The sequence below is a fragment of the Paenibacillus sp. SYP-B3998 genome (genome assembly GCF_010820665.1).
Taxonomy (GTDB): Bacteria; Bacillota; Bacilli; order Paenibacillales; family NBRC-103111; genus Paenibacillus_E.
Window position 1 is genome coordinate 357,243 of the sequence record NZ_JAAIKC010000003.1, and the last position, 13,890, is coordinate 371,132.

The following is a 13,890-nucleotide window of genomic DNA, read 5'->3' on the forward strand; positions in this document are numbered from 1 at the left end:
TGAAATAAATTACTTTTTTCGAAACGGGAGGAATTACAAACATGAAAACAACATGGGTTCAAAAATCGCTTCTTTTTACGGCCGTTTCCGTCGCACTCTTATCTGGTTGCTCAACAAATACGGCCCAAATAAGCAACAATAGTGTGGCACCAAGCCCCACGGGAGATGGCAGTAAGAAGTTAAAAGTCGTTACAACTTTTTATCCGATGTACGAATTTACCAAGCAGGTTGCAGGTGAGCATGCGGATGTAATCGCACTTGTCCCAGCCGGTGCAGAACCACATGATTGGGAACCAAGCGCCAAAGATATGGCCCAAGTTAAGGATGCTAATCTGTTTGTATATAACGGGGTTGTTGAAAGTTGGGCGAAAAAAGCGCTTGAAAGCGCAGTAAACGACAAGCGTGTCGTTGTGGAAGCGAGCAAAGGGATAGAGCTAATGGAAGGGGGACATGAAGAGGAGGGCGATCACGAAGATCATGAACATGCCCATGATGACAAAATACTAGATCCTCACGTTTGGCTCGATCCTGTTCTCGCTCAAAAGGAAGTGGAAGCCATCCAAGCAGGGCTCACTCAAGCAGATCCATTGCACGCCGAGGATTACAAGAAGAATGCAAGTGCATATATTGCAAAGCTCAAACAGCTAGATGAGGATTTTAAGGCAGGACTAAAAGAGGTTAAACATAGAGACTTCGTAACCCAGCACGCGGCATTCGGTTATTTGGCTAAGAACTACGGCTTGAAGCAAATTCCAATTGCAGGCCTTTCACCTGAACAGGAGCCATCTCCAGAGAAAATGGCGAATATAATCAAGTTCTCCAAAGAAAATCAAGTCAAAACGATTTTCTTCGAAACATTAGTTGATCCGAAAATCGCCAACACGATTGCCAAAGAACTCGGCGCTAAAACCGATGTGTTGAATCCGTTAGAAGGTTTAACTGATGATGATAAAAAGAATAAATTGGAATATATCGCCATTATGAAAAAGAACTTAGAGGCATTGAAAAAAGCATTGAATGAATAAGCAGCCAAGCCGCAATAGTGACTTCGGATGTATAAAGTAAATATGAGTTTTAAATACAAGGAAAAACGGAATGGCTTACTATTTCACATTGTAAATGCGTAATTATTACTATTAAAAGGAGGACGACAATGCTAACTAAAAAAATACCAGTAACCGTTTTAAGTGGATATCTAGGAGCAGGTAAAACGACGCTATTAAATCACGTGTTGAATAACCGGGAGGGGTTGAAAGTAGCTGTCATTGTAAATGATCTGAGCGAAGTGAATATTGACGTGGATTTGATTCGGGAAGGTAGTGGAATCTCCCGTACGAGCGAAAGTTTAGTTGAAATGTCGAATGGCTGCATATGCTGTACGCTGCGGGAAGATTTGCTCAAGGAAGTAGAACGATTAGCCAAGGAAGACAAGTTTGAGTACATACTCATTGAATCGACAGGTGTAGGTGAGCCTCTACCCGTTGCGCAAACATTTTCATATATTGATGAGGAGCAAGGTATTGATCTCTCTCAGTTTTGTCGCTTGGACTGTATGGTAACCGTGGTTGACGCTTATCGCTTCTGGCACGATTACGCCTCTGGTGAAACGCTGCTTGAACGCAACCAGGCCGTTGATGCACAAGATTCACGCGATGTTGTAGACCTGCTGATCGATCAGATTGAGTTTTGCGACGTACTCGTCTTAAATAAATGCGATACGGTTAGCTCAGAAGAGTTAGCCGAGCTCGAAGGTGTGCTTCGATCCCTACAGCCACGGGCAAAATTCATTCGTGCTATACAAGGAAAAGTGGAGGTAGCGGAAATCCTGAATACCCATTTATTTAACTTTGATGAGGCAAGCACCTCTGCAGGCTGGATGCAAGAAATGGAGAAAGAAACACATACACCAGAAACGGATGAGTATGGCATCGCCTCATTCGTGTATGAACGCGTCAAACCGTTTCAGCCTGAACGATTAATGAAATGGATGGAAGATTGGCCAGTCGACATCGTAAGAGCCAAAGGTATTATGTGGTTAGCTTCGAGAAATGAGCACGCACAGAACTTAAGTCAAGCTGGGCCATCGATTCGTTTTGGACCCGCTGGTTATTGGGTTTCGGCACTGCCAGAAGCAGAAAAGCAAGCTATTTTGGAAGAGGATGCTGATCAAATTAAGCACTGGGATGAAAAGTATGGCGATAGAATCAACAAAGTTGTATTTATTGGTATCGATATGAATCCTGTTGAGATTGTGAAGTCATTAGATGCATGTTTGTTGACGGATATTGAGATGCAAGGTAATTGGGGACATTTTAACGATCAATTGCCAAATTTAATTGGAGAAATACAAGATGCTTGCCCCATGTAGGTGGTAGATGACGTGGTTAGCATCAAGCACATTAGGAGGTGAACCGAGATGAGAGTTATCATTACGCTAGCTTGTACCGAAACGGGTGATCGAAATTATACGACGACCAAAAATAAACGCACGCAGACATCGCGTTTGGAACTGCGCAAGTATTGTCCACGTTTGAAGCGTCACACGCTTCATCGCGAGACTCGTTAATTGAGTACTACAATTGAAAATCGCATGATGGAAGATCGGGCTGTTGTGTCTTGCGTTCTGTTATATAGATAGGTCGATGACAGATAATCGGCGAATTTTTGTCATTTAGTTAACATAACGATTAATATGTAAACATATAATTTTTAGCAGCTAAATAAATGAAAACCTAGTAACCAAGTAAAGAGACGCAAGCTCTTACTTGGTTATTTTTGCTTAGTAAGAATATGGTTCTTGAATAAGCTCTTGCTGGAGGAATTGATATAGCTTTGCGCTGGTCAGCTTTAATGGATATTCGGAAGCTTTACTTAACAAGCCGCAGGTCATATCGATGCCCGCACTATTCATCTTCATAACTGTAGTTCCCTCTGGGAAAGGGTTCAAGACAATTTCTGGTACTAAAGCGACGCCTAAACCGCTTTGAACATAGTATTTTAAAGCGGTCATGCTTCCAATCTCCATCGTATCCAATGGCTTCTTTCCTGTTTCCTGTAAGAGGATTTCAAGTTTTCTGCGATAGGGACAGGTTGCTGCGGTTATAAGCAATCGGTGCCCGCGGATATCTTCTGGAACTAAAGATGATTTCTGGGCTAGTGGATGTCGCTCTGGAAGTAAAACCACAAAGGCCTCCTTGAATAACGGTTCAAAATAAAGATCTTTCTCCAGTTCAGGTGCTGAGCAAAGAGCAAAGTCAATTTCTCCGCGAAGAATGCGCTCACTAAGTGATTGTGTGCTCGCGATTTCTATCGCTATTCGAATATGTGGATATTGAGCTTCGAATCTCTTGCAAAGGCCGGGCAAGCGAAAGCTCGCGGCTGGCTCCGTTACTCCAAGTCGAATCGTTCCTACTTCGCCTAGTTGGAAATCCGCTAAGCTAGTCTGAAGATGCTCCAAATCTTTCACAATGCCAACGCTTTGTTCGAAAAAAAATTTCCCGGCTTCGGTTAACTGAAATTTTCTGCCACGTTCGATCAATTGAACGCCAAGATCAGCTTCTAACTTTTGGATTTGCATGGTAACTGTGGACTGCGCATAATTCAATTCTTCCGCTGCACGTTGAAAGCTTCCATGAGCCACTATCCGTTGAAACGTTTTTAATGTCTTGAGATCCATGTTTATCTCATCCTTATGGTTCAATATTTTTGAACAGTGAGTTTATTTAATTCAATTATACAAAATGGTTGGCTATATATAAAATAGCCTTGTAAGGATATTAAATTAACCATTTAAAACCAACTACGTAATAGGAGTGATGAACATGGATATAAAGAACAAAGTGGCCCTCGTAACTGGCGGAGGAACAGGGATCGGGCGGGCAACAAGCATCGCACTTGCAAGTCGTGGAGCTATCGTAGCAGTGAACTATTCACGATCCAAATCAGAAGCGGAAGAAACGGTACAATGGATCAGAAGCGAAGGCGGGCGCGCAGTAGCTGTTCAAGCGAACGTATCTTTGGATAGAGAAGTAAGAGGCATGGTTGCAACGGTTGTTGAACAGCTGGGGACTGTTGATCTACTTGTGAATAATGCGAGTATCACCCAGCACATTCTTCTTGATGATCTTGAGGGGGCAACCGAAGAAATATGGGATGAGCTGTATGGCGTTAACGTCAAAGGGATGTTTTTCTGCGCGCGAGCCGTTGCTCCTTTTATGAAGTCAAATAAGCAGGGATCCATCGTCAATGTCGGCAGCATCGCAGGACTTACGGGAGCAGGTTCCTCATTGCCGTACGCGGTATCCAAAGCGGCAGTACACGGTCTTACCAAATCGTTAGCCCGGGCATTAGCCCCAGAAATAAGTGTCAGCAGTGTGGCGCCAGGAGCGGTTGCTACAAGATGGTGGGAAGGCAGAGAAGAACAAATGAATCACCTAAGCCCTAACCTATTGCTCAAGCGTATCGCTCAACCAGAGGACATTGCTAAAATGATTTGTGCTATGTTGGAGCAAGAATCGATGACGGGGCAAATCCTTACTGTAGACAGCGGTCAAACGTTATAGAAAGGAACCTGACTACTGGGAATATTTGCTTCTATGCTATAATATTCATCTAGCATATATCAGTAGGAAGGAGCATCATCAATGAAACAGCGACCACTTAGAAACGAAGTCCCCGCCCAGCTCACTTGGAATCTTGACGAGCTTTTCACAAGCACGGAGGCTTGGGAAGCGGAAATCGAGGCCCTTCAAGCAGATGCTTCCCTTTTGGACGCATATAAAGGGACCTTACAAACGGGAGCAAGCCAACTAGCCAACTGTCTTGAGGCGCAAGAAACTTTGCTCGCCCGCAGCGCGCTAGCGGCAACCTATGCGAGACTGCGGTTCTCGGAGGATTCCAGCAACCCGCAAAACCAAGCGAACTCGGCTCGTTCAGGTGACTTCACATCGGGAATCGGGGCTTCAATCTCCTTTATTCGCTCAGAAATCCTTGCGCTGCCTGAAGGAACGATTGAAGGGTATCTTAAGGAGGAGTCGCGTCTTGAACCTTTTCGCAAAGGCTTAGTGGATTTACTCGAAACCAAGCAGCACCAGCTTAGTGCGGAAACTGAGGCCGTATTGGCGTCACTCGGTGAAGTGTTGGGAGCTCCATACACGATTTATCAACGCAGTAAGCTTTCTGATCTGTCTTTTGAATCCGTCCAAGATGCGGATGGCGTAACCCATCCCGTTTCCTTTGCTTTGTTTGAAACGGACTATGAGTTTACTTCCAATACATCGCTGCGCCGCGCTTCATACAATTCGTTCAGTAAGACGCTTGAGCAGTATCAGCATACATTTGCGGCAGTCTATGCTACGGAAGTGAAAAGACAAATCGTAACTGCCCGTTTACGTGGTTATGATTCGGCGACCGATATGCTTTTACAGCCACAGAAAGTGACGAGGGAGATGTACAATAACATCCTCGATGTCATTCTCACAGAGCTTGGCCCTCATATGCGGCGGTTGATGCAATTGAAGAAAAAAGTATTGGGTCTAGATCAACTGCTGTTTTGTGACTTGAAAGCTCCCTTCGATCCAGATTTCAATCCGTCTGTTACGACGGAAGAAGCTAGTCAAACAATTCTTGAAGCGCTGCGGATCATGGGTCCAGAATATGCGGAGATTATGGAGCAAGCGTTATCGGAACGTTGGATTGACTACGCAGATAATGTAGGCAAGTCGACAGGTGCGTTCTGTGCGTCGCCTTATGGTGCGCACTCGTACATATTAATCACTTGGGGCGGGAATATGCGTAGCGCCTTCACCTTAGCACATGAACTCGGACACGCAGGTCATTTGATGCTTGCTGCGCGCAATCAGCGTTACACGAACTTCCGGCCGTCCCTTTATTTCATCGAAGCACCTTCCACGATGAACGAATTGCTGCTTGCAGAGCACATCTTGAAGCAGTCGAACGAACCACGGATGAAGCGTTGGGTCATTCTGCAAATGTTAAATACGTATTATCATAATTATGTAACGCATTTGTTGGAAGCAGACATGCAAAGAAGAGTGTACGCTGCTGCCGAACAAGGAGAAGCATTGACTGCTAAGAAACTATCTAGTCTAAAAGGAGACGTGCTTACTGAGTTCTGGGGTGACACTGTGGCACTAGACGCAGGAGCCAACCTTACTTGGATGCGTCAGCCGCATTATTATATGGGCCTATATCCTTACACATACGCCGCTGGATTGACTGCATCTACTGCGGTTGCACAGTTGATCAAAGCGGAAGGGCAGCCTGTTGTCGATCGTTGGCTGGATGTCCTAAAGGCTGGCGGAACGATGGATCCGCTTGACTTAATGAAGCTCGCTGGTGTCGATATGTCAGATGCGAAACCGATCCAGAGCGCAGTCGCCTATGTAGGAACGTTGATCGACGAGCTTGAGCGGTTATTTTAAATGATATAAAAACCTTTAAATAAAGAAGCACTAGGGTATTTGTAGCCCTAGTGCTTTTACTATTACTATCCACCTCATCCCGATCGGACTTTAAAACTATGGGATGTTACATTTAAAAAATTGAAGTATTGGTGGAATTGACAGAGCCCGAGAAATCAGGCTTTTTTATTTTATTTAGGGAAGATTGCTGTTAGTAATGTAGGCACATTTGTGTCAGTTGACAACTGCTTGTTTTATAGTAAAGTCAATTTTCATCTCAAGTTGGTTCGATGATCAACGGTATAGAAATGAATACTATACAACATAAATGTGCGTACTTATATTATTTTTATATATGTACTAGACTATAAACATAGCCGGCCGGCAACTAAGAAATACAAGTTCTTCGAGAAAAGCGCAGCAAATGGAAAGGATGACCAAGATGGTTATTATTCATGCTTATATTCACGTAAAAGAAGATGCGCTTGATGACGTTTTGGAACAAATGAAGCCGTTAATCGCCACCACAACACAGGAACCTGGCAATATCAGCTATTCCTTATATCGAGATATTAACCATGCGAATGTGTTGATTATGGTAGAGGAGTGGAAGGATGAACAAGCGATTGCTATTCATGACGAATCTTCTCATCTTCTTCATTTTTTAACTAACACGAAATCATTTCTGACACAACCCATACAGTTGAATAAATATACCGTTCTAACCTAAATAAACAAAATAAAAAAGGCAGGTAACTCCCATATGCAAAAAGTAAAAGATCAAATTTTTCAAGCTTATCAATTTCGACATGCCTGTAAGGAATTCGATTCCACGAAAAAAGTAAGCAATGCAGATTTTGACTTTATTCTTGAAACAGGACGTTTATCCCCAAGTTCGTTCGGCTTTGAACCTTGGAAGTTTGTTGTCATCCAAAACCCGCTCCTGCGAGAAAAGCTGCTTCCAGTCACATGGGGAGCTCAAAAGCAATTGCCGACGTCAAGCCATTTTGTGATCGTGCTTTCCCGGACTCAAGCGGATTTGGTTGCCGATTCTGCATTTATCCAAAGTATGATGAAGGACATTCAGCTGCTTCCCGAAGAAGTTCAGCAAGGCAAAGGGAAAGTGTTTCATAATTTCCTAGAGAAAGATTTCAAACTGCTTGATAGCGAAAGAATTACCTTTGAATGGGGCTGCCGTCAAACGTATATCGCTTTGGGTAATATGATGACTGCAGCCGCGCAAATCGGAATAGATTCCTGCCCTGTGGAAGGGTTCCACAAAGAAAAAGCTGAACAAATTTTGAAAGAGGAGGGTATACTTAAGGGCAATTTCGGGATTGCTTGCATGGTTGCTTTCGGCTACAGAATAAATGAACCACGTCCAAAAACCAGACAATCAATCGAGCAAATCGTAGAATGGGTACAGTAAGATGGTTTCAAGTTTGACCAGTAAATTAACTAAAAAACCTGGTCTTCGTATCGGAAATATTTCACTTTCTTTCCATTAAGCATTAGCAGCAATTGTACAAAGAATCCTTGAACGATATGGTTACCAGGTTGAAACGAAAGAGGTTCCTCACGAGGAAATGTTTATGTTTCACGAAAAAGGCGATGTAGATTTTCTAGTTTCAGCTTGGCTCCCAAGTAGTTATGCCGTGTACCTCAACCGCTACAAGGAGGAAGTTGGGCAACTCGGGGTCCTTTATGAGCGTTATTACATGTGAGGTGTCCCGACTTACATCCCAAATTTTCGCAAGATTTACTGCTAGATGATTCTGAAACCGCCATCTGGCGGTTTTTTTGTACTCAGATCTTTCATTTTTCTTTACATCTAGAAATTATTCTAATTATTGTAAGAATGAAGAGACGACGCATGGGGTTTGACCGCCGCCATGTTAAAATCTCACTTGACATTGCATATGCACATTGTATATATTATATATATACAATCAACACAATAAATCTCTGGTTGGAGGTGAACCTTGAATATAATAATATCTCATGCATCCGAAGATCCGATCTATATACAAATCGTGAATCAAATCAGAAAGAGCATCTTGAACGGAGAAATAATGGCAGGAGAGAGCCTGCCGTCAATCCGCCAGTTAGCCAAAGACCTGCAAGTTAGCGTTATTACTACGAAACGAGCCTACGAGGAATTAGAGAAGGAGCGATTAATCGATTCCGTAGTCGGGAAAGGGTCGTTTGTTTCTGGGGCAAATAAAGATTTTATACGAGAACAACGCATGAAAAGGCTGGAAGAAAAACTGATAGAAGTCATTAGAGAAAGTCAGGAACTTCACATGAGCTTTGAAGATTTAATTGCTCATTTAAGTTTACTGTCAGAGGAGGATTCAACAGAATGATAAATACGATTGAAGTACGCGATTTGAACAAATCCTACGATCAATTTTCGATGAAAAGCGTGTCATTTGACGTAAAGCAAGGCTACATTACGGGGCTAATTGGCCCCAATGGCGCGGGTAAAAGTACATTAATTAAACTAATTTTAGGAATGGCTCGCCCTGACAAGGGAAGTGTCCGTATTTTCGGTTGCGATATGCCTAAAGATGAAGTGTCAATTAAACAGCGAATTGGTGTTGTATCCGATGAAAGTTACTACTATGAACACTTGTCCATTTTTGAAATGAAGCGCGTCGTTGCACCGTTTTATATGAAATGGAATGAACATAAATTTACAGCTTATCTTGATCAATTTGAGCTTTCGCCGAAAAAGAAAATCAAAGATTTATCAAAAGGAATGAAAGTGAAGCTTTCGCTTGCTCTGGCATTATCCCACGAAGCAGAGTTGCTAATCATGGATGAGCCCACTTCGGGGCTAGATCCCATTTTCCGAAGAGAGCTGCTCGATCTTTTAGCAGATTTGATGCAGGACGAACGTAACTCTATCATTTTCTCAACGCATATTACAACCGACCTCGATCGTATTGCAGACTATATTACCTTCATTAACCGAGGGCAACTTGTGTTCAGTGAAGCGAAAGATGACTTACTTGAGAGATATGCGATCGTTAAAGGCGGTAAAGAATTGCTTGATCGAGATACGCGCAAGAAATTTGTAGGTGTTAGGGAAACGAGTGTCGGTTTTGAGGGATTAGTCTGTAATCGTAAGGAAGCTGAAGATAGGTTCGGGGAATTTTCAGTTATTGAAAAGCCATCATTAGAAGATATTATGTATTTTACTTCAAAAGGGGATAAAACGAATGGTTAATTTACTTAGAAAAGACTTCCTTGTCATGAAAAAATCTCTATGGTTAGTCCTATTTTATATCATCATCTTCTTAATCTTATTAGCTGGGCAACGGGAAAATATGTTTTTAGTAGGCGTTTATGGGGCATTTATCCTGCTTATGTTAAATACGGGGAACGACATTAAAAATAATAATCATAGATTTCTCATCCATTTACCAATAAGTCGTAAAAACCTTATCACCGCTAAGTACATATCAGGTTTGATTTATTTATGCTTTGGTACAGTTGTCAGCTATCTTATTCAACTATCCGTCTCGATGTATGAGGGAAAAGAAATCCAATTGTTAGCGTTCACGCAACCCGTACTTTCATTTGGCCTGATTGTCGTACTCTTTTCTATTTATTTACCTGTTTTTTATTTGTTGAGTGAAAAGGGAGTTCAAATTATTAACATTGTGTTCATGATCCTTCTAATTGCCATACATATACTTACCAATATTGTGAGATTCGCAGCAACTAAATATCAAACATTTCAGAGCATGGAGTCTTTGGTACTCTGTTTGATCGTAGCTGGTTCTGTTGTTATCGCATCCATTTCTTATTTATTAACCGTTCGATTGTTTTCACGAAGAGACCTTTAACCGAATTTCAAAAAAGATAGGAGATCAATCTTACCATGCAATCAACATATTCTAAGCTTATGAAACAAGTCCTTGTGTTTACTTTAACCTTAGTTTACTTGTTTTCAGTAACGTCTAATGCCTTCGCTGAATCTGTATCAACAAATGAAAAACAGGAATTAATTGATTTGTGGGGCCAATCAGTCAAAGCTAATGCCAAGACATTGAAATCCATTGCGTTCAATTCGAATGACAACTATGAGGATCTTCAATTTTTAAAAACGACATTAAAAGATAAAAGAATGGTTATGTTAGGTGAAAGTTCACATGGCTCATCTGAGTTTAATCAAGCAAAAGTTCGTTTAGCTCAGTTTTTGCACAATGAGATGGACTTTAAAGTCATTGCCTTTGAGTCAGGTTTGGGTGAGACGAGTGGCTCTTATCATCAAATCGAAAAACTATCAACGGAGGAGATGTTGAAAAAATCGATTTATGGCGTTTGGCACACAAAAGAGCTGATCCCATTGTTTCAATCCATGAAAGATCAGGTCAAAACGGATAAACCATTCGTACTTTCAGGTTTCGATATGCAGCCAGGTTATGGCTACGGTAATTTTCTTCAAGATTGGTTAGGACCCATTGACACAGTAATGGCCACTGAGGCTAGCACGCTTGAGGAGAAGTTAGCTCAACTGTACACTCTTGATGATTGGAATGAAGGTAATTGGGACCAGGATTATACGTATTTAAACACAGGCTATAATAAAGTTAAACAATTCCTCAAAGATCACGAGCTAAAATTGCAACAACAATTCCCAGAAAATAAAGATATGCTTAAGATTATAAAGCGAGTGATCGATGATCGCATATATTTGATTCGTAATGTCTTGAAACAACAAATTTTGTACAACAGTTCAATAGCACTAGGGAAATATGATCTTTCCACATCGTTACGAGAAAATGTTGTTTATTTGAGGGATGAAATGATGGCCAATACCTTGACATGGATAGCCGAGGATCTTTATCCAAATCAAAAAATAATCGTTTGGGGTCATAATTATCATGTGCGTAAGAATAATTCCATAATGGAACTATCTTTTGACATCCATCCTTACAAGTATGGCGCTGTTCCCAATATGGCTGAACTTCTCCCATCTCGATTAAAAAAACAAAGCTATACGATTGGTGAATTTATGTATAGGGGAGAATCGGCAGGAAATGACGGTTCCAGCATGCCGGTAAAGGAAATAAAGGATCCAAGTAGCCTGGAAGCCATTCTCAATCAGGCAAGTTCTCCTTACTCTTTTCTTGATTTATCGCAGCAAACCATAAAAGAAGAAGCCAACTCGTGGATGTTTACTTCACGTAAAGGACTTTATTGGGGAGTCATTGAGGAGACCTTCGTTCCTATTGAGCAATATGACGGTATTATATTCGTGGACCACTCAACACCCTCTCAATATATAAAATTTCAATAATTGAGCGTGCCAATGGCATACATATTTACAATAAAAGTTATGGGAATCCAGCCCGCTAGGCCGTGTTGCTGATTATGGATAGCATCTGAGAAACTGGTCGCCCAAGCCTGAGTGAAATTTCACTCAGGCTTTTTTTAACAAGGACATAACTTGAATTTTTGCTTTTTAATTTGCTATCGCCTAACAAGTGCATGCATCTTGTGTTAGAATGGGAAAATCGGCTTTTCGCTAATAAAATATGAGGTGAACAAACGTTGCTTTCATTATCATCACAGACACGTCAGACATTCCGCGCCAATATGAGGAGTTCTCTACTAGCGCTAATCAGCGATAAATGGTCGCAGTACACGTTCTACGCTATTTTGGTTAAATCTTTACTGCTGCTGGCGGCGCTGCATGCGCCTGATTCTGCGGGTATCAACATCAGAAACATGTATTTCGCAGTACCTCCCGTTTTTTCACATCTTATGTTCATTCTATTCGTTGTGGTAATCGGGCTTTTCTTCAAGAGCAGAGGCCGTCGCAACTATCTTATTGGACTTAATACGGCCATCAGCTTACTGCTGTTCTGGGATTTGGTTTATTACCGAGCTTATGCCGCGTTTCTGTCGCTTCGGTTTATTCCGCATTCGAACGGTTTTAATCCGTTGGATTTGAATTTATGGACATATATACGTCCATTTGATTTTGGATTTCTGCTTGATTTGATTGTCATCGGCGTTCTGGCGCTTATGCGCTTGAAAGGCCGCACTATTGCCGAGAAGCGCGAGCGTAAAAGGCAGCCTGTACTCGCTGCTATCCTTATGGCTGCGGCCATAAGCGTTGTCGCTTACGACCATTACCGGATTGACGTACAAGACGCGACAAAAGGTCAGATGATCTTTTTCAAAATGTGTTGGGTCCCGTTCCAATCGATGTCGAACATGTCTCCAATTGGCTATCATCTTTTCGATGGGCTGCGTTTGTTAGGCGAAGCCAAGGTAATCGATTTGGCTGAACAAGATCGGGCAGAAGTAAAGGACTGGTTTGCCCAAAATGCAGAAAATCTGCCGGATAACGCGTACAAAGGGAAGTTTCAAGGGAAAAATTTGTTCGTCATTCAGGTTGAATCGCTTGAGGCATTCGTACTTGGTCAGAAAGTAAGCGGTCAAGAAATCACGCCAAACTTGAATCGGATGATGGGCAGCAGCCTGAATTTTACGAACTTTTATGAGCAAGTGAATGACGGTACGAGTTCAGACAGCGACCTACTGACGACGACATCGGTATTTCCGCTGCGGGCGGGCACGAATTTCTATCGCTACCCAACAAACACCTATCATTCATTGCCGAAATTACTTGAGGGCATCGGGTATCAAACGATCTCGTCGCATCCTGAACCAGCAGGGAACTGGAACTGGATAGAGGCTCATCATAATATCGGCTATCAAAAAAGCTGGGATTTGCGGCAATTCACCGTAGATGATCAGGTGGGTTTAGGTTTATCAGACGAATCGTATTTAAGACAGATGGGCGATAAAATCAAGGACGAGCAGCAGCCATTCATGCTGCACTTGGTAACATTATCCAGTCACGGGCCGTTCGACATGGCAGAGAACAAGAAGGAACTTCAGCTCGATCCGGCCTTTGACCAGACTATCATGGGCGCTTACTTCCAAGCTGTACATTATACCGATAAACAAATCGGCTCATTTCTTACCCAATTGGATAAGAAGGGACTACTAGAGCAATCCGTCATCGTTGTTTACGGTGATCATACGGGTGTTCATAAATATTACCAGGACAAAATCAATGCCATTCCATCGTTAGAAAACGAAGCTTGGAGACAGCCTACGCTGAAACTACCGTTTCTCGTTTACAGCAAAGGGATGCAGGGAGAATCTATAGATACCGTCGGTGGGCAAATTGACACATTGCCAACGTTAAGCTACCTTATGGGCGTGGATGCGATGAAATTCGAAAATACTGCTATGGGTAAAATTCTTGTTAATACGAAGCGCAATTACACAATTTTGAATGATGGGTCCATCGTAGGCGTGCAGCCGAGCGGAATGGAACAGCGGCATATCCTCCGCTCATTCCAGATTGCAGACTGGGTGCATGGAAGCAACTATTTCGAGAAGTAAGATTATATTCCCATTTTGATGGAAAATACCA

The 13,890-nt window shown here is 42.2% G+C and carries 14 protein-coding genes; 13 read left to right on the plus strand and 1 reads right to left on the minus strand.

What is annotated here, in order from left to right; translation table 11 throughout:
• Positions 1-41: 41 nt before the first annotated feature.
• From GK047_RS12135 to rpmG, 3 genes are all read left to right on the plus strand, one after another.
• Positions 42-1,025, plus strand: coding sequence for a metal ABC transporter substrate-binding protein (locus GK047_RS12135; RefSeq protein ID WP_163946368.1), 984 nt, complete (start codon positions 42-44; stop codon positions 1,023-1,025).
• 128 nt (positions 1,026-1,153) lie between these two features.
• Positions 1,154-2,368 (plus strand): GTP-binding protein, encoded by a 1,215-nt coding sequence (locus GK047_RS12140; protein WP_163946371.1) that lies wholly within the window; start codon positions 1,154-1,156, stop codon positions 2,366-2,368.
• Between the two features lie 48 nt (positions 2,369-2,416).
• Positions 2,417-2,566, plus strand: coding sequence for a 50S ribosomal protein L33 (gene rpmG, locus GK047_RS12145; protein WP_163946374.1), 150 nt, complete (start codon positions 2,417-2,419; stop codon positions 2,564-2,566).
• A 213-nt stretch (positions 2,567-2,779) separates the two neighbouring features.
• Here the strand turns inward: rpmG and GK047_RS12150 are convergent, their stop codons facing one another.
• Positions 2,780-3,676: a LysR family transcriptional regulator gene (locus tag GK047_RS12150; protein ID WP_163946377.1), complete on the minus strand. Its 897-nt coding sequence runs from the start codon at positions 3,674-3,676 to the stop codon at positions 2,780-2,782.
• Positions 3,677-3,821: 145 nt separating this feature from the next.
• On the opposite strand from GK047_RS12150, the gene GK047_RS12155 reads away from it, so the two are divergent.
• From GK047_RS12155 to GK047_RS12200, 10 genes are all read left to right on the plus strand, one after another.
• Entirely contained in the window at positions 3,822-4,562 is a 741-nt protein-coding gene (locus GK047_RS12155; protein WP_163946381.1) for an SDR family NAD(P)-dependent oxidoreductase, read from the plus strand.
• A gap of 81 nt (positions 4,563-4,643) precedes the next feature.
• Entirely contained in the window at positions 4,644-6,443 is a 1,800-nt protein-coding gene (pepF, locus tag GK047_RS12160; protein ID WP_163946384.1) for an oligoendopeptidase F, read from the plus strand.
• A 421-nt stretch (positions 6,444-6,864) separates the two neighbouring features.
• The gene (locus GK047_RS12165) at positions 6,865-7,152 is read left to right on the plus strand and encodes a putative quinol monooxygenase (RefSeq protein ID WP_163946387.1); all 288 of its coding nucleotides are present in this window, start codon (positions 6,865-6,867) and stop codon (positions 7,150-7,152) included.
• A 33-nt stretch (positions 7,153-7,185) separates the two neighbouring features.
• The gene (locus GK047_RS12170; protein ID WP_163946391.1) at positions 7,186-7,851 is read left to right on the plus strand and encodes an NAD(P)H-dependent oxidoreductase; all 666 of its coding nucleotides are present in this window, start codon (positions 7,186-7,188) and stop codon (positions 7,849-7,851) included.
• Between the two features lie 91 nt (positions 7,852-7,942).
• Complete coding sequence (locus GK047_RS12175) at positions 7,943-8,146, plus strand: glycine betaine ABC transporter substrate-binding protein (protein ID WP_163946784.1); 204 nt, start codon at positions 7,943-7,945, stop codon at positions 8,144-8,146.
• A 258-nt stretch (positions 8,147-8,404) separates the two neighbouring features.
• The gene (locus GK047_RS12180) at positions 8,405-8,788 is read left to right on the plus strand and encodes a GntR family transcriptional regulator (protein ID WP_163946394.1); all 384 of its coding nucleotides are present in this window, start codon (positions 8,405-8,407) and stop codon (positions 8,786-8,788) included.
• A complete protein-coding gene (locus GK047_RS12185) occupies positions 8,788-9,654 on the plus strand; it encodes an ATP-binding cassette domain-containing protein (protein WP_163946787.1) in 867 nt (288 codons plus the stop codon). The genes GK047_RS12180 and GK047_RS12185 overlap by 1 nt, the downstream gene beginning before the upstream one ends.
• Positions 9,647-10,276 (plus strand): ABC-2 transporter permease, encoded by a 630-nt coding sequence (locus tag GK047_RS12190; RefSeq protein ID WP_275901660.1) that lies wholly within the window; start codon positions 9,647-9,649, stop codon positions 10,274-10,276. Before GK047_RS12185 ends, GK047_RS12190 begins: the two co-directional genes overlap by 8 nt.
• Before the next feature lie 35 nt (positions 10,277-10,311).
• Complete coding sequence (locus GK047_RS12195) at positions 10,312-11,733, plus strand: erythromycin esterase family protein (RefSeq protein WP_163946401.1); 1,422 nt, start codon at positions 10,312-10,314, stop codon at positions 11,731-11,733.
• A gap of 254 nt (positions 11,734-11,987) precedes the next feature.
• Positions 11,988-13,859 (plus strand): LTA synthase family protein, encoded by a 1,872-nt coding sequence (locus tag GK047_RS12200; protein ID WP_163946404.1) that lies wholly within the window; start codon positions 11,988-11,990, stop codon positions 13,857-13,859.
• Positions 13,860-13,890 lie beyond the last annotated feature (31 nt).

Coding starts and splice junctions, on each gene's coding strand:
- GK047_RS12135 (WP_163946368.1), top strand. CDS start 42: ATGAAAACAACATGGGTTCAAAAATCGCTTCTTTTTACGGCCGTTTCC.
- GK047_RS12140 (WP_163946371.1), top strand. CDS start 1,154: ATGCTAACTAAAAAAATACCAGTAACCGTTTTAAGTGGATATCTAGGA.
- rpmG (WP_163946374.1), top strand. CDS start 2,417: ATGAGAGTTATCATTACGCTAGCTTGTACCGAAACGGGTGATCGAAAT.
- GK047_RS12150 (WP_163946377.1), bottom strand. CDS start 3,676: ATGGATCTCAAGACATTAAAAACGTTTCAACGGATAGTGGCTCATGGA.
- GK047_RS12155 (WP_163946381.1), top strand. CDS start 3,822: ATGGATATAAAGAACAAAGTGGCCCTCGTAACTGGCGGAGGAACAGGG.
- pepF (WP_163946384.1), top strand. CDS start 4,644: ATGAAACAGCGACCACTTAGAAACGAAGTCCCCGCCCAGCTCACTTGG.
- GK047_RS12165 (WP_163946387.1), top strand. CDS start 6,865: ATGGTTATTATTCATGCTTATATTCACGTAAAAGAAGATGCGCTTGAT.
- GK047_RS12170 (WP_163946391.1), top strand. CDS start 7,186: ATGCAAAAAGTAAAAGATCAAATTTTTCAAGCTTATCAATTTCGACAT.
- GK047_RS12190 (WP_275901660.1), top strand. CDS start 9,647: ATGGTTAATTTACTTAGAAAAGACTTCCTTGTCATGAAAAAATCTCTA.
- GK047_RS12195 (WP_163946401.1), top strand. CDS start 10,312: ATGCAATCAACATATTCTAAGCTTATGAAACAAGTCCTTGTGTTTACT.